This is a genomic window from Rahnella sp. AA (assembly GCF_002834385.1).
Classification (GTDB): Bacteria; Pseudomonadota; Gammaproteobacteria; order Enterobacterales; family Enterobacteriaceae; genus Rahnella.
This window is the reverse complement of record NZ_PITQ01000003.1, coordinates 286,416-301,061: the sequence shown is the minus strand read 5'-3', so window position 1 is coordinate 301,061 and position 14,646 is coordinate 286,416. Positions and strand designations below refer to the sequence as shown.

General features: G+C 48.6%; 23 protein-coding genes. 13 read left to right on the top strand and 10 right to left on the bottom strand.

The annotated features are described in order from the left end of the window. Positions 1–8: 8 nt before the first annotated feature. From CWS43_RS09680 to CWS43_RS09665, 4 genes are all read left to right on the top strand, one after another. Positions 9–245 (top strand): cor protein, encoded by a 237-nt coding sequence (locus CWS43_RS09680; protein ID WP_101076732.1) that lies wholly within the window; start codon positions 9–11, stop codon positions 243–245. Between the two features lie 57 nt (positions 246–302). Further along, positions 303–1,223, top strand: a complete 921-nt coding sequence (locus CWS43_RS27510; protein ID WP_232776832.1) for a hypothetical protein — start codon at positions 303–305, stop codon at positions 1,221–1,223. Positions 1,224–1,238: 15 nt separating this feature from the next. Beyond that, positions 1,239–1,679 carry a tail fiber assembly protein gene (locus CWS43_RS27725; protein WP_304528643.1) on the top strand — a complete coding sequence of 147 codons (441 nt, stop codon included), beginning with the start codon at positions 1,239–1,241 and terminating at the stop codon, positions 1,677–1,679. Between the two features lie 113 nt (positions 1,680–1,792). After that, a complete protein-coding gene (locus tag CWS43_RS09665) occupies positions 1,793–2,053 on the top strand; it encodes a hypothetical protein (protein WP_101076731.1) in 261 nt (86 codons plus the stop codon). Positions 2,054–2,235: 182 nt separating this feature from the next. On the opposite strand, the gene CWS43_RS09660 is transcribed toward CWS43_RS09665, so the two are convergent. Next, positions 2,236–2,502 (bottom strand): hypothetical protein, encoded by a 267-nt coding sequence (locus tag CWS43_RS09660; protein WP_157825370.1) that lies wholly within the window; start codon positions 2,500–2,502, stop codon positions 2,236–2,238. On the opposite strand from CWS43_RS09660, the gene CWS43_RS09655 reads away from it, so the two are divergent. Both CWS43_RS09655 and CWS43_RS09650 read left to right on the top strand, forming a co-directional pair. After that, entirely contained in the window at positions 2,452–3,357 is a 906-nt protein-coding gene (locus CWS43_RS09655; protein ID WP_101076729.1) for a bestrophin family protein, read from the top strand. The genes CWS43_RS09660 and CWS43_RS09655 overlap by 51 nt on opposite strands. Positions 3,358–3,501: 144 nt before the next feature. Beyond that, positions 3,502–3,741: a hypothetical protein gene (locus CWS43_RS09650; protein WP_101076728.1), complete on the top strand. Its 240-nt coding sequence runs from the start codon at positions 3,502–3,504 to the stop codon at positions 3,739–3,741. Positions 3,742–3,821: 80 nt separating this feature from the next. Here the strand turns inward: CWS43_RS09650 and CWS43_RS09645 are convergent, their stop codons facing one another. Beyond that, positions 3,822–4,286, bottom strand: a complete 465-nt coding sequence (locus CWS43_RS09645) for a GNAT family N-acetyltransferase (RefSeq protein ID WP_101076727.1) — start codon at positions 4,284–4,286, stop codon at positions 3,822–3,824. 332 nt (positions 4,287–4,618) lie between these two features. Here CWS43_RS09645 and CWS43_RS27380 point away from each other — a divergent pair, with 332 nt between their 5' ends. Beyond that, positions 4,619–4,792, top strand: a complete 174-nt coding sequence (locus CWS43_RS27380; RefSeq protein ID WP_198555803.1) for a hypothetical protein — start codon at positions 4,619–4,621, stop codon at positions 4,790–4,792. 67 nt (positions 4,793–4,859) lie between these two features. On the opposite strand, the gene CWS43_RS09640 is transcribed toward CWS43_RS27380, so the two are convergent. Further along, on the bottom strand, positions 4,860–5,060 hold the full coding sequence (locus CWS43_RS09640; RefSeq protein WP_101076726.1) for a hypothetical protein: 201 nt from the start codon (positions 5,058–5,060) through the stop codon (positions 4,860–4,862). A 150-nt stretch (positions 5,061–5,210) separates the two neighbouring features. Between CWS43_RS09640 and CWS43_RS09635 the strand changes: the two genes are divergently transcribed. After that, positions 5,211–5,480 carry a hypothetical protein gene (locus CWS43_RS09635; protein ID WP_101076725.1) on the top strand — a complete coding sequence of 90 codons (270 nt, stop codon included), beginning with the start codon at positions 5,211–5,213 and terminating at the stop codon, positions 5,478–5,480. Between the two features lie 87 nt (positions 5,481–5,567). Here CWS43_RS09635 and CWS43_RS09630 read toward each other — a convergent pair whose 3' ends face one another. Together CWS43_RS09630 and CWS43_RS09625 are read right to left on the bottom strand one after the other, a co-directional pair. Next, the gene (locus CWS43_RS09630) at positions 5,568–5,843 is read right to left on the bottom strand and encodes a hypothetical protein (RefSeq protein WP_101076724.1); all 276 of its coding nucleotides are present in this window, start codon (positions 5,841–5,843) and stop codon (positions 5,568–5,570) included. A gap of 235 nt (positions 5,844–6,078) precedes the next feature. Further along, positions 6,079–6,516, bottom strand: a complete 438-nt coding sequence (locus CWS43_RS09625; protein ID WP_101076723.1) for a DUF4186 domain-containing protein — start codon at positions 6,514–6,516, stop codon at positions 6,079–6,081. 129 nt (positions 6,517–6,645) lie between these two features. On the opposite strand from CWS43_RS09625, the gene CWS43_RS09620 reads away from it, so the two are divergent. Then, entirely contained in the window at positions 6,646–6,900 is a 255-nt protein-coding gene (locus CWS43_RS09620) for a hypothetical protein (RefSeq protein WP_101076722.1), read from the top strand. Positions 6,901–6,970: 70 nt separating this feature from the next. Further along, complete coding sequence (locus CWS43_RS09615; RefSeq protein WP_101076721.1) at positions 6,971–7,129, top strand: YqaE/Pmp3 family membrane protein; 159 nt, start codon at positions 6,971–6,973, stop codon at positions 7,127–7,129. A gap of 71 nt (positions 7,130–7,200) precedes the next feature. Here CWS43_RS09615 and CWS43_RS09610 read toward each other — a convergent pair whose 3' ends face one another. The 5 genes from CWS43_RS09610 to fliD form a co-directional block, all read right to left on the bottom strand. After that, positions 7,201–7,377, bottom strand: coding sequence for a GhoT/OrtT family toxin (locus tag CWS43_RS09610; RefSeq protein WP_101076720.1), 177 nt, complete (start codon positions 7,375–7,377; stop codon positions 7,201–7,203). Positions 7,378–7,498: 121 nt separating this feature from the next. Beyond that, entirely contained in the window at positions 7,499–8,200 is a 702-nt protein-coding gene (locus CWS43_RS09605; RefSeq protein WP_232776829.1) for an AraC family transcriptional regulator, read from the bottom strand. Positions 8,201–8,567: 367 nt separating this feature from the next. Further along, positions 8,568–8,930, bottom strand: a complete 363-nt coding sequence (gene fliT / locus CWS43_RS09600) for a flagella biosynthesis regulatory protein FliT (RefSeq protein ID WP_101076718.1) — start codon at positions 8,928–8,930, stop codon at positions 8,568–8,570. Beyond that, positions 8,905–9,342, bottom strand: a complete 438-nt coding sequence (fliS, locus tag CWS43_RS09595) for a flagellar export chaperone FliS (protein WP_101076717.1) — start codon at positions 9,340–9,342, stop codon at positions 8,905–8,907. The genes fliT and fliS overlap by 26 nt, the downstream gene beginning before the upstream one ends. Positions 9,343–9,345: 3 nt before the next feature. Continuing rightward, the gene (gene fliD, locus CWS43_RS09590; protein ID WP_101076716.1) at positions 9,346–10,803 is read right to left on the bottom strand and encodes a flagellar filament capping protein FliD; all 1,458 of its coding nucleotides are present in this window, start codon (positions 10,801–10,803) and stop codon (positions 9,346–9,348) included. A 376-nt stretch (positions 10,804–11,179) separates the two neighbouring features. On the opposite strand from fliD, the gene CWS43_RS09585 reads away from it, so the two are divergent. The 3 genes from CWS43_RS09585 (at position 11,180) to fliZ (ending at position 14,480) form a co-directional block, all read left to right on the top strand. Then, a complete protein-coding gene (locus CWS43_RS09585) occupies positions 11,180–12,889 on the top strand; it encodes a FliC/FljB family flagellin (RefSeq protein WP_101076715.1) in 1,710 nt (569 codons plus the stop codon). A gap of 307 nt (positions 12,890–13,196) precedes the next feature. Beyond that, positions 13,197–13,919: an RNA polymerase sigma factor FliA gene (locus CWS43_RS09580; RefSeq protein ID WP_101076714.1), complete on the top strand. Its 723-nt coding sequence runs from the start codon at positions 13,197–13,199 to the stop codon at positions 13,917–13,919. Between the two features lie 54 nt (positions 13,920–13,973). Further along, positions 13,974–14,480: a flagella biosynthesis regulatory protein FliZ gene (gene fliZ, locus CWS43_RS09575; protein WP_101076713.1), complete on the top strand. Its 507-nt coding sequence runs from the start codon at positions 13,974–13,976 to the stop codon at positions 14,478–14,480. The last annotated feature ends 166 nt before the right edge of the window (positions 14,481–14,646 follow it).

Below are 14,646 nucleotides of genomic sequence, written 5' to 3'. Positions count from 1 at the left end.
ACGGAAACATGAAGAATATTTTGATGGTGCTGACCATTGTTTTGCTGGCATCCGGATGTGCCGGCGTGCTTGAAAAGCAGGAACCCGTTTGTTCTGGTACCGCCCTGATCGGAGGACAGGAAACCACTGTGCAGATTTATGGCGTTCGGCAAGTTGGCAGTCAGACCCAGTATAAAGCTGGTGATCCGTTCGGCTGGCGCTGGGTCAGCAAAACAAATTTCAGTCGCACGACGTGCGATAAGTAGCCACACCAAATCCATACTAAACCCGCTCCGGCGGGTTTTTTATGTCCGGAGAAAAGCATGTCAGCAGGCACAATAGCGTTAACCAATAATTCAGCAACAGCAGTCGGTACCGGCACTGCATTCACGACAGATTTAAAGGTTGGGGATTTCATTGTCGTTATCGTCGGCGGAGTGACTTATACGCTCGGTGTTAAGTCTATTGAATCCGCAACCTCACTTACGCTCACTCAAAACTATGGTGGCCCGACCGCATCAGGTCTTGCGTGGACGGCGGTACCAAATGCAACGTTGGTCGGTATCACCGCGCAGGTGGCCGCAGATGTGGCAAAGGCCATTCGTGGCCTCAATCTGGATAAGGCAAACTGGCAAGCAGTTTACAGCAGTGCAGGGAACATCACGGTTACTCTGCCGGACGGGTCAACATTCACGGGACCATCGTGGAATAGCATCGCAATCCAAATATCAACAAACACAACAGCGATTGGTAACAAAGCGGCAAAAGGAGCAAACAGTGATATCACTTCATTGTCTGGACTGACTACGGCATTAAGCATTGCTCAAGGAGGGACTGGGGGCAAAACACAAGTCGATGCACAGGCTGCTTTGGATGTTTATTCAAAGGCTGCAACACTCTCAAATACCTATAACGACACTACCCTGGCTACAACATCATGGGTTTCGCCGACGCCAATAAATGGCTGGGCAAATAACTCGGGCGCGGGCGGGCGAACCGCGTATCGAAAAATGAACGGACTGGTTTATATCGAAGTGAACTTAGCAAACGGAACCCAGGCATCCGGAACAACATTATTTAACATCCCAACGAATCTTGCACCGAACGGAAATAGATTTGCTCCGTCCGTTGGGCTTCCATTGAACGCCACATCAATTTATGTAAATTCGGCTGGAGAAGTGAAATTAGCATCCCCGGCTGGCGGGAATGGGGTCATTGCTAACCTTTGTTACACGCTCAATTAACTGAGATCTTTCCTCATGGATAATATGACCAAATTAAATAAACTGGATAATGGTGGTTTTTTTATTAATGATTTTATCGTTGGGTTAAGTGGTGAAGACCTGCCAACTAACTGGACGAAAGATCTGGTGGGAGACGGCTACTATAATGCTCAGTACCAAGGAGCCACACGCAACGCTGAAGGTGAGTGGGCAGGTGGTAACTGGGTAGAGACTGGCATCATTCCGCCAGTTGACTACCTCTCGCCTGCCATTTCTCAGCGTGATGAGCTGATGGCCGCAGCGACTATTACGATTGCACCTCTGCAGGATGCTGTTGATCTCGATGAAGCTACGGACGACGAAACGGCATTGCTCAAAAAATGGAAACAGTACCGCGTAGCGCTTAATCGCCTCGATCTATCGACCGCCCCGGATATCACCTGGCCTGTGTTGCCGACAGTTCAAACAGGCTCGTAAACTTTCTTCTCTTCTAGATCAGCCCTCTAAGATTTTCTCCCAGATCAGCCCTTCACAACTAAAACGCATCATGATTATACTGTTTATACATACAGTATTTTGCGGGGTGATTTATGAGCAGCAAAAACTCAAATTATGATGTGGTGTATCGCGGGGAGACGCGAAGTCACATCAGACCGGGGACATACGTGTTCTTTCAGAGACTGAAGGAGCACGGCGGCGGCTATTGGTTAGGACAGGCTTACGATAACTGGTTCGGATTTGTTGTTGAGCGACCGGTGTCGCTTAGGGAAGGGATGACGTTGCTTGTCATGATAGGCGATCAGCAAAAGGACGCCGACAACATGGATGCGTTCGTGTTGAAGGGGGAGTGAAAATCTAATGGGGCATGGATGGGGCAAAAAATTAACGCGAACTTACATTCTCTATCCTGCTTTGAATGTTGGCTCGCGTTAATCGTCTGTATTCTACCTGCTCTTACTAGTTATTCTTTATTTTCAGAAAGTTAATCCTCATATGATGAACATGTCGGTGTAGTATTTTCTTCCCAGATAGATCAATTCCACGGGTGAAAACCACCGCACCTTGCTTTTAGGGAGGAGAGGCAGTGACGTATCTCAGGCATCTCCCCCGGAAATTCGCGGATGTAACGTAAAACAGCGGATTTCAAAATAAATGTTACCAATGTCACAAAATTGTCCTTTGCATGTGCAGGTTTATTTGCCAAAATCGCAAAAAAAATCGCTTCACCTGCATAAAGCACCTGCTCAAAATGATAATCCGTCCTCCACGTCACTGGTTCTTGCGTTTGTTCGCCTGGCATGGCTCTGTCCTGCCCAGCATTCTGTTCCGATTGAGTCTGAACTTGCTGATGTCACTTGCCGCCATTCTCAGTCTTCCCTGGTATGAGACGCTGGGCGTCAAACTAACGCTGGCCCCTTTCAGCCTGCTCGGTGTGTCGATCGCGATCTTCCTGGGTTTCCGTAACAGCGTCGCGTATTCGCGTTATATCGAGGCCCGGCAGTTGTGGGGCGGGTTGCTGATTGCCTGCCGGACATTGCAAAGCCAGATTATGGCAATCTGCCCGGGCGAGGCACAGCGTGTTACCGCCTTGCTGCTGGCTTTTTGTTACAGCCTTAAACATCAGCTGCGCCACAGCGAGCCCCGGCCTGATCTCGAGCGTTTGCTGGGTGAGGATGCGGAGGATATTCTTTCGCGACGTGCGCCAACCAATATGGTGCAGTTGCGCCTGTCACAATGGCTGGCGGAGAAACGCCGCAGCGGTGAGTTGTCCGATATCGTCTATACCCACATGGATACCACGCTGTTGCAGCTTTCACAGGTGGTGGGCGGGTGTGAGCGTATCGTGAGTATGCCGATCCCGTTTGCATATGGCCTGCTGCTGCACCGCACGGTGTACTTGTTCTGTAGCCTGCTGCCATTCGCGCTGGTGGTGGATTTGCATTACATGACACTGCTGGTATCGGGGTTTATTTCCTACAGTTTCCTGTCGCTGGATACGCTGGCAGAAGAACTTGAAATGCCGTTCGGGCTTGCTAATAACCATCTGCCGCTGGATGCCATGTGCACCAATATTGAAATCAATTTGCGTGAAATGAACAACCAGACTCAGTTGCCGGATACTCCGATGCCAGACCCGCGCTTTCGTCTTACATAGTGTGATCTGGCGCATACAAAGAGGAAATTTTGTGCTTTGAAGTGGCAATATTCCTAAGGTTCACGAGACTGTCATAATTACGAAACAAAAGTGAAATAGCATGTTGGGGCAAATACAACTCCCTTCCGTTATCACGAGGTATTTATGTCAGTCATTCAGGCCAAATCATTGCACGAAGCCGAAGACCTGCTTAATTCCGGTATAGTGAAAAAAGTCGAGCTGGCTTTTGATATTAATAGCGATGAGTTTTTCAAACTTGCGCTGGAATGTGGTGACCGTGGTGCGAAAATCACCCGAGGCAAAGAATTCTTTGTTATCACGTTCAAAAAATGGGTTATTCCCTCTAATGATGTCTCTGCAACGAAAAGCAACATACTGATGTAAAAGGCTTTTCGCGTCTCCATAACACTGTCATACGGCAGCGTTATGGAGATCTCTTCGTTGTGTCCGACGTTTCCCCGTTACTATCTGACCGATTTCATCATATAGACGCTCAGTGGGTCGGGTGCCAGCAAATAATCGCCGAAAGCTTCAGTGCGCGAATAACCGAGCTTTTCATAAAGCGTGATGGCTTTTTCCTGAAATACGCCGGTTTCCAGAAATAACTCTTTGTATCCCAACGCTTTCAGTTTCTTTTCCATTGCGGCAATCAGCAGTGATGCGATACCTTGCCCGCGAAACAACGGGTTGACGTAAACCCGCTTCATCTCTGCAATACCATGCTTCGTGATAAAAAGGCAGGCACAGCCCGCCCAGTCATCGTCCACGCGCGCCATAAAACAGGTGATCTCACCTTCATTGAGTTCAGTGATGTCAATCCCCTGAAAAGACTCGGGCGGATAGAGCGGGTATTGGTAAGCATCCAGCTCAGCAATAAGACGTGTCAGATGCGGGTGTGTGACATCGGTTTCAAAAATCTGGGCACTCACAGCGTGGGCTCTCAATGCAACAAAATGGATTTATATTTTTAACTGAAATTATTCCGAAAACAAGGGACTGCGGGGCGGTTATGCGGGCTGAACGTCATGCGGATGCAAGAAGATTGTAAAATTTAATTATGTTTTTTGTGCGTCTGTCAGAGTTGTCTGATTTTCAGCTGCCCGCTTCATTTTATACGTTATATCTACTTCTTTTATGTAACATTCATCCAGAGTGATTAATGTATACAACGAAATAACTCAGGGTGATTAATGTGAAGCATATTGTCACTTTTGGGGGAAAAGGAAGTAAATTATAAGAGTTTGATTGTAAGGATAAAATTATGGCTGTCTATCCTGTTGGCGTTTTTGTCACGCTTACTTTTACACCAGGTTTGTTTGAAGTTATTGCTGTTCTGGATGATGTTACGCCGGTGCAGTACCAGGTTATTAACGTAGAAACGGGGAATGTGATCAGAGTAAATGAGCATTTTATCCGTGGTATCGTAAAACCTTAGCGTGAGTTAGGGTCTTCCGGGCGTCAGAGGCCGGGCAAATGATGTCAGTTTGCCCGGCCTTTTATTTTTAGTCGGGCATCAGATTGCCAAAGTCTTCTTCGTACAGAACGCGGCACTCTTGCATAAACTCCGGATACCCCAATTCTGAAGTTTGCACCTCACGTCCAAGCCGTTTTTCTAAGTCCTCGTGAAACCATTCAAATTCGCCATGCAGAATGCCGGTAAACCCGGTCAGTATGATGCATTGCTGTGGCGTTAATTTCTTCACGCGAGATCCTTATGGTGTGTTTTTGGAAAATGTTGAACGTGTTTTTTATAAAAATATCGAAAGAGAGAAGTGCTTCACGCCGGTATCCGGCAGGACGCTGCAACATATTCTATCCTCTAATGAATCCCACTGGAAAACAAGGAGTCACATATGGATCAGGATCTGTTTGAACAGGCACCTCTGCCGTTGCTTACCCGTTTTCAGGTCGGTGATCGGGTTAAGCTACTGACGTTTCCGGTCGGCGTGCATCCGGCCAGTTATCAGCTCGATGTGGCGATTACCAGTATTCATGATGGTGAATTTGAAGGGGAAATAGTCCGTATCGCCCCGCTCGGGCGTCTGGGACACCACGAGGCGCATTTTACGCTGGGCGGGCACGTCGCCTTTTTTGCCAGAAACATTCAGGGCATGGCTGCCTGATTTCCCGGGCAAACACGCTGCCGGGCCGGTAAAGCAAAAACCCCGCGTTAGTGGCGGGGTTTACGGGTTTGAATCCTGTTCACGATGTCACATCAGGGGCTTCACGTGCTGAGTAAGCGCCTGGGTGGACAGTTCATCAGCCTTGATTTTTGAACAATTCCCACAATAGCCAACGAGATACCAGTTCCCGTCTGCTCCTTTTTCCGGATTGACTTTGTAGCGCTCATTTTGCTTACCGTAAAATTCACGCTCTGCGTTTTGTGATACATCTTCCCAAAAACACAATGAAAACTGATGGCATTTATCAATATGGCGTTGCCCGTTGCGGCTTCCGCCAACCAGTAAATAATGATATTCAGACATGCATCCTCCTTTTCCCAACGGGATAATGATCCTGACAACAAGTGTAAAACTCGTTTCACCTGGAAAGCTCATCTGAAAGACTGCAAAAAAATAACAAGAAAAGGGTGTGCTGGCGGTTGCCCGGCGCATTTATTATATTTTTAAAATTATAGAGTACGACGCGGTATAGATATCTAAATACAGGGGAATTGTGATGAAAGTCACCTTTTATTTTTTAATGACTGTGACATACCTCTTACAACAGATCTAACTGTTGTGCTTCATCCGGCTTAGCCGGTCTTTTTTGCTGTAATTTCTGCGGCTTAGTGGCCGGTGCGGGGCGCTGCATTTCAAGATTTAACCAGCGCATGATCACTGCAACCGCATAATCTTGCTGCATTTTTGTCATTTCGGCATGGGCGGGGATTTGATGCCATTTCTCCAGACATCCCCGGCAGCAGGTCGCTGTCGCATGTTGTGCAATAAAAACAGGGTGCCCGCGCATTGGGGTCTGCTTTCCGTCGTGTTCCGGCTCCGCCGGGGCGAGCCTGCGGGCGATAAAATCAGCGGCGTGCTGACTGAGGGTATCCGGGCCTTTGGTTTGGCAATAAAGATACTCCCGGGGGCCAAGATGGAAGCGCTGGCGGAACGGGGATAAGGCCAGACGTTGAAAAACATGATCGGTGGAAAACATATCAGGTGTGTCCGTGGGTATTCTAGACGCCGAAATAGCGGGTTAAATCTCATCAACTGTCGTCTTTAACGACAGACGCCACATGCTAGTCTGACCGGACTGACTTTCTCACTCCAGCAGGAACCTGCAATGGCAGAAAAACATGTTATAGATTTGGTCATGTCGGTCAACAAGCACGCTGAAGAAACGGCCATGCAACATCTGATGCTGCGCAATTTTATCATTGTGATGTGCCGGAGTATGACGGAGGAACAAAAAAATCAGGTGAGATGGCAAATGCGCCAAATCCACCAGGTGAGCGATGCTGAATACAAAAGCGGGGACGTCGAGTTGCTGGAGAAAACGCGTCGTGACGTTGAGATTATGCTCGAGCTGATCAATTAGGTTTCATCTGATGCCCGTTGTGATCCTGCTGAGCTATCATTAACTCAATGATAATCAAAGGGAGAGTAAAATGGGATTCTGGAGAGTATTGATCACCATTCTGGTGCCACCGCTGGGTGTGCTGATCGGCAACGGTTTTGGCTGGGCCTTCCTGCTCAATATCATTCTGACGCTCTGTGGTTATCTGCCGGGTCTAATTCACGGTTTTTGGGTACAGACCCGCAAATAACGGCGCACAGATACAGTTATCGGAACCCGGTTAAACGCCGGGTTTTTTATGCGACGATCATGCCGTATTGCTCAGAACAGGGAAAACAGGAGGACCACCGGAAGGCTCATTGGCCAGGTAAACCCGATGATGCCGGAAGTCAGCAGTCTTATTTTAATCGTATCCCGGCTTACCAGCAGTGTTACCAATACCGCAATACCCAGTCCACCCCAGTAAATCGTCTTAATCACTTCCCACCAAACGTGCACTTCCAACCCCTGACTACAGATAAAATGACGGCGTGTATGATATTCCGTTAACATCTGGTAATCAATTATAGTGTGATGTTACTCAAGGTTTTATGTTGTTTCGCTTTGGCGTGAATTGTTATCACTCATTAATTGAGACAGAAACCGGGGCTGAAAGGGGACGCAGGTGACCACGAATTGCCGTGGGGGCGAATCCAAAACGTTTCCGGAAACGCTCGGCAAAGCGTGAGCCACTTTCGTAACCTACCTGATGCGCAATATGTGAAATCGCCAGATCGGTGCACTGTAACAATCGCAGGGCGTGTGTCATGCGGACATCAATCATAAGATTTCTCAGAACGCAGTTTTCCGCCGCCAGGCGCCTGCGCAGCATGACTTCATTCATCATCAGATGCTCAGCGACTTCGGCCGCTGTAAACGATTTATGCAAATTATTGATTAATAACTCACGAACCTGCTGTGTCACGCTTTCAGTGTGTTGAAGGGAATAACGCACACCGAGCTGTGATAACCACAATAGCTGTTCGAGCATCCGGTGGCGGGTTATGGGGGCGGGCAGGCCGTGATGCCAGAGAATGGCGGTGTGAGTATCGGTGAAACTTTGTTTAAAAGCGCTGGGAATATGCGGGATGACCTGCAGGGTATCAACAGCGATAAGGGGTGGGCTAAACCCGGTGGCATGGAGCCCGGCATCGCCCAGAAGCTGATGATCCCATGCCATGATGGCGCAGCTGAAAGGGCCATTTTCGGATAAGTGGTGCGTGAGGCTCAGCGTTTGTCCACTGTTGAGTACCAGCATTTCTCCAGATTGCAGCGTGACCATCTGCTCCTGGCAGGTAATTGAAAGGCTTCCATTCTGAATGAGAACCAGTTGTGGCTTATTAATATAAATGTCGTGAATAAAAAGTTCACTATGCTGAATAAGCAGAGAAATGGTCCCTATCCCTGGAGTCACTTTTATTTTACGAACCATGCTGATGATGCCCGAAAAAGACGACCGCAATCTGTTGCTTGCTGCCTGATATAAAATTTCCCGCTTATGCTATTACAAACAGGCTGCCGGTTAATGCACGTGAGCTACGGAAGAAAACAGAGAGAGCCAGCCCTGGCAGCCCGATACTCTCTGCCTCTGAAAACTTATTGTCGCACAAGAAATATTGAAAAAAGTAAAAAAAATAGAGCATTAATAGTTATTGGCGATCACCAAAGGCGATCGAACGGAGATCGATCTTTCCGTAAGTCGTATTCACTTGTTGTTGTCGGGCCGACTGACCAATAAGCTCGGTGAGTTTATTCATCCGGGCCTGTAATAATGTTTTAATCGTATTCTCGTTATCCAGAATAATGCGCAAATAGCGACGAATATCATTCTGGATCATTACCGATGTTTGTTCTGACATCGGTAATTTTGTGGTGGCTTCTACTGCTTTGACATAACTCATTTCGAGCTCGACCAGCTCATCCCATTTTTCTTCTTTCGCCAGCCGCAACATCTGCTCGCTCAAAGACAGGATCAGTTGATATTCATTAACCAGATACTGATGTTGATCCATTATATTGGTCCTGCGACGGGTGGTAGTTTGGGCCGATTTGCCGCCAGGCATCGGCGATGTTTTCAAGCAAGGACAACACCTCGGTGATGGCCTCTTGATCGTTGTGTAAATTTGCATGCAATAGACGACGGACCATGTAGGCGTACAGTGCTTCCAGATTATCCACTAATTCAGGATCCCCTTTGTCACGGCTTAGCCCGGCTTTCAGCCCGCTGTCGATAATGTTAATCGCCATAGACAGCGATTTGCCTTTTTCCGCAATGCTGCCCTGCTGCATGAAAATACCGGCGCGAATGAGGGCGCTGCGCGCCCCGTCGAATAACATCGTCACCAGTTGGTAAGGTGTGGCGCTCATCACGCCACTTTCAAGGCCTACCTGTGCGTAGGCCTGAGTTCCTTTAGCGTTATACATATATTACTGTCCTAATGAGCTTGAGCTGCTGGTTGTTGCGAACTGCTGAGTCAGATAAGTACTCGTGCTGTTCAGCTTGGTCATAGCCACATCAAGGGCAGTGAACTGGGTTTTGTAACGCGCGATGGTGGCGTTGATACTGTCACTGACCGCGTTGTACTGCGTTGTCAGGCTTTTCAGCGTGTTATTCACTGAAGTTTCAGCATTAGCGATAACGCCGGTGCTGGTGTTCAGGAAGTTAGTATTCAGGTTGGCAATCTTTGTCATTACGCCCGTGGTCTTACCGTCACCCACCATCATCGTTTGTACCGCACTGGTGCTGCTGGACAGCGCTGTGCTGAGTTTAGTGCTGTCGATAGTGAGTTTGCCCGTCGTCGGATCACTCGTAATCCCGATGCTGGCCAGAGTATTGACAGAACTTGAACCGTTTGAGCCACCAAGAGCGGACTTTAACTGCGTCTGGATGGTACGTAACGTGCTGTCGCCCAACAGTACACCGTTAGATGAGTCCTGAGTGCCAGAGTCAAGGGTTGAAGCGGTGAACTTCGTCAAACCGCTAAACGTATCCTGCAGTGAATTGTATGCATTAACAAAAGTCGTAATGGCTGTTGACGCAGTGCTGGTGTCTTTAGCAATGGTCAGCGTTGCATCGGTGGTGGTAGTCCCGGTCAGATTTAACGTAATCCCATCCTGGATATCACTGATGGTGTTACTTTGACGTTCAAGATCGATCCCATTAAACGTCAGCTTTGCGTTAGCTGCTGCCGTGTTTTGACTCATTCCGTTCGTGCCACCAGTACTGGTGCCGGTGGAGGAGTCATAACCGATAATATTGTTCAGGGTGTCATCACCGCTGACGCTGACAGTCATTTCTGAGTCTGTACCGGTGTTGTTTGCGCTCAGTACGAGTTTGTAGCTGCTGTCGGAAACTTTGACGATGCTGGCTGTAACACCGCCAGCGGCACTATTGATCGCATCGCGTACGCCGGTCAGCGAGGTCTGGCTGTCAGTCAGGTTAATGCTGAGTGGCTTACTGCCATCGCCCTGGCTGATAGTCAGTGTGCGCGAATTGCCTGAGGTGGTTGCACCCAGTGCAGTGGTGTTGCTGGTCTGAGGCGCGGAAATCAGTGTCTGAGCTACCGCCAGATCACTGACTGCAATGGTGTACTTACCTGCAGCAGCACCCGTCGTGGTTGTCGCACTGAATGCGGCAGTATTGTTTGAGGTTGCCGTCGTCGTGCCGTAGGTCTTAGCTGACGCCAACGCGGTGGCTGCATCCGCAAAGGTCTGCAGGGCGCTTTGCATGGTGCCATAGGCTGTCAGCTGCGCGCTATATTTCGTCTGTGCCGTCGTAATTGGGGTAAGACGAGTTTTTTCTGCGGTCGTCAGGTTATCCAATAGATCTGAAAGGTTTAAACCTGAACCGATACCTAGCGAAGAGATCGTGCCTGAAGTAGCCATAATTATCCTTTACCGTTGGATTGCCTTAAGTTTATGAATTTGCAATTGCCTACGCAGTGTCTGTCCACCAAACATACTGACTGATGCCAGTGACTGGCTCGCACCCACGCCGCTTTACTGCAACTCCAAATACTGTAGGTATAAAAGAGTCTTTAAGCCCTATCGGCACGACGGAGAAAAAGTTTAATAGAAAGCAACAAAAAGTAATGGCGTGAATAGGCGGTATAAGGAAGGGTAATTCTCAAAGTAAGAAAACCGAGTTTTTTAAGAAATAATTCTAAAGGTTGCTGGTGTAGCGCCGATACAAGTTTGGACGGTGATGAACGCCGTGGGTAATAAGCCCGAACCCCTTAACCAGATTTGAAGGAACACACTCATGTCTCAAGTTATCAATACCAACACGTTGTCTCTGATGACTCAGAACAACATGAACAAATCTCAGTCCGCTCTGAGCACCGCTATTGAGCGTCTGTCCTCCGGTCTGCGTATCAACAGCGCAAAAGATGACGCTGCTGGTCAGGCGATTGCCAACCGTTTCACTTCTAACATCAACGGTCTTACTCAGGCTTCACGTAACGCCAACGACGGTATCTCTGTTGCGCAGACCACTGAAGGCTCACTGAGCGAAATCAACAACAACTTACAGCGTATCCGTGAACTGTCTGTTCAGGCTGCTAACGGCACCAACTCAGCATCTGACCTGAGCTCAATCCAGGACGAAATCACTTCCCGTCTGTCTGAAATTGACCGCGTATCCGGCCAGACTCAGTTCAACGGCGTGAACGTTCTGGCTTCTGACCAGACTATGAAAATCCAGGTTGGCGCAAACGACGGTCAGACTATCTCTATCGACCTGCAGAAAATTGACTCAACAACTCTGGGTCTGAACGGCTTCAACGTGAATGGTTCAGGCACTATCGCTAACAAAGCAGCGACCGTGAGTGACCTGACTTCTGCTGGCGGTACTTTGGCTGGTGGTGTTTATACTGTTACCACTAACTTTGCCGCAATGACTGCATCTCAGGCATTCAGCAAACTGAACACAGGTGACGTCGTCACTACTACAGGTACCAGCGGTGCAACATACACATATGATGCGACTAAAGGTAACTTCACCACGACTGCAACTGTAGCAACCGGCGCTCCAACTACTACTTTTGCTGACTCCCTGAAACCAGCAACAGGCAGCACTGTAAGCGGTACTTACACTGCGGCTACAGGCAGCGTTAATTTCGTTGCTGATGCGAACGGTAATATCACCATCGGCGGACAAGCAGCATACATCTCTGCTGACGGCAACCTGACCACCAACAACGCGGGTGCACCGGCTGCAGCTACACTGAATTCATTGTTTGGTAAAGCAGATACGACTGCTGGCGCAAGTACTGTGAAGTTGGGTGATACCACCTACAACTTTGCTGCGGGTGCCAACTCAGGTCTGACTTACACCAAAACTGTTTCTGCTGATGCTGTACAGTCTGACGTTGCTGCTGCTTACACCGGTAATGCTGCATTAACTGGTGCAACTATCAAATACAACAGCGGTGTTTCAAGCTTCACTGCTAACTTCGCATCGGCAACTGCTGCGGGCGCTGGTAGCTCAACTAACACCTACCTGGACAACGATGGTGATCTGACGACTACTGGTTCTGTTGCTATCGACTATAAAGTTGATGCAGACACCGGCGCAGTAACTGTTGCTGCAAACGGTGCTGGCGCAACGGGCAAATATGCTGAAACTGTGGGCGCAGCTGCCTATGTTAGCAGCGCAGGCAAACTGACCACCGACACTACCAGCACCGGTACTGCAACTGCAGATCCGCTGGCAGCTCTGGATGCCGCAATCGCTAAAGTTGACAAATTCCGTTCATCTCTGGGTGCGGTTCAGAACCGTTTCGATTCTGCAATCACTAACCTGGACAACACCACCACTAACCTGTCTTCTGCACAGAGCCGTATTCAGGATGCTGACTACGCAACTGAAGTTTCTGCAATGTCTAAAGCGCAGATCCTGCAGCAGGCTGGTACTTCAGTGTTGGCTAAAGCTAACCAGGTTCCTCAGTCTGTACTGTCCCTGCTGCAATAATTGTCTTCGCAGACAAAATACGCAGTACGGTTACAAACAGAACAAACCCCGCTTCGGCGGGGTTTTTTTTAACCAAAATTTACCTTTTAAAAGGATTAATGAAACGCATTCGCTGGTATAATTTAGGATAATCTTTAGGTTATGGTTGTTTTTTAAGCAATTGTTTTCGCGCCACGGGCAGTTAATCTGAAACAGAATGTGCGAGACATAATCAAAATAACCGCGCTTTTCAGGCCTTATTCAGCCGATTGAACAGCGGTTAGCACTGGCACAATGATACTGACCCTCAATTTGCCAGGTTACGACAGTGAGCGATCTGTATACCGCCGACGGCGTGATAGACAAAAATTCTTTGTGGCAGCGCTATGTTCCACTTGTGCGCCATGAAGCCCTGCGTTTGCAGGTGCGGCTTCCCGCCAGCGTAGAGCTAGATGATCTACTGCAAGCGGGAGGGATCGGCCTGTTAAATGCGGTTGAGCGTTTTGATGCGATGCAGGGGACTGCGTTTACGACGTATGCCGTTCAGCGCATTCGCGGCGCGATGCTTGATGAGCTGCGAAGCCGTGACTGGGTTCCACGCAGCGTCAGACGTAATGCGCGTGAAGTGTCCCAGGCGATGCATAACGCAGAACAAAAATTAGGGCGACCGCCGAGTGAAGGAGAGGTGGCGCAGGCACTGGATATTCCCATTGAGGAATACCGGCAGATATTAATGGATACGAACAGTAGCCAGTTGTTTTCTTATGACGAATGGCGCGAAGAGCACGGCGATACTGCCGAGGCATTGATGGAAGGGCACGAAGAGGCCAACCCGTTACATCATCTGTTGGAGGGCAATTTACGCCACCGGGTGATGGAAGCCATCGATGCGTTACCAGAACGGGAAAAGATGGTACTTACGCTTTACTACCAGGAAGAGTTGAATTTAAAAGAGATCGGGGCGGTGTTGGACGTCGGGGAATCCCGAGTAAGCCAGCTCCACAGTCAGGCGATTAAGCGCTTGCGCAGCCGTCTGGCTAATGACCACTGATCCGCTTTTTCCTGGCCGGTTATACATTTTATATCCCTTATCAGGAATAAATTTATGCCAGCGGGAATCAAAACAAGGCCTTTAAGCCGTTATCTTAAAGATTTTAAACACAGTCAGACTCATTGCTCACAGTGTGCAAAAGAACTAGACAGGATGGCACTGGTGTTTCGCGGGCAAATCATCAATAAAGAGGCCATCGCTAAGATGGACCAGCCTATTGATGATGACGTGTGGCACAACCTGTCGCAGGAACTGACCGCTCTGTGTCGTTTTTGCAGTGAGATAAGCTGTAACAGCCATTCGTCATACTTTGACATCATGGCGTTTAAGCAATACCTGTTTGAGCAGACGGAGATGAATCACAGTACGGTGCGCGAATATGTTGTCCGCCTACGCCGTCTGGATGAAATCCTTGTAGCCAATAACTATCCACTGGATAAGCTTTCCGGGGACAGTATCCACCAGCGAATCATCAGTGATTTGCCGGTGGCGGGCCACGATAACTACCGTATTGCCTTGCGCAAATACGACCAGTATCTGGCCTGGCAAAAATCCGCGTAAGCGGGGCTCTGACAGACTGACACGCAATGCACCAACAGGCTCCTTCGGGAGCCTGTTTTTTTGTCTTGAATCTGTCCGCAGTTTCTATAAATTCTTTATATACTTATTCAATAACCTTTTTCTAAAATCAAACCCACTTCGACTACATTGACTTCGTGCAGCCAGA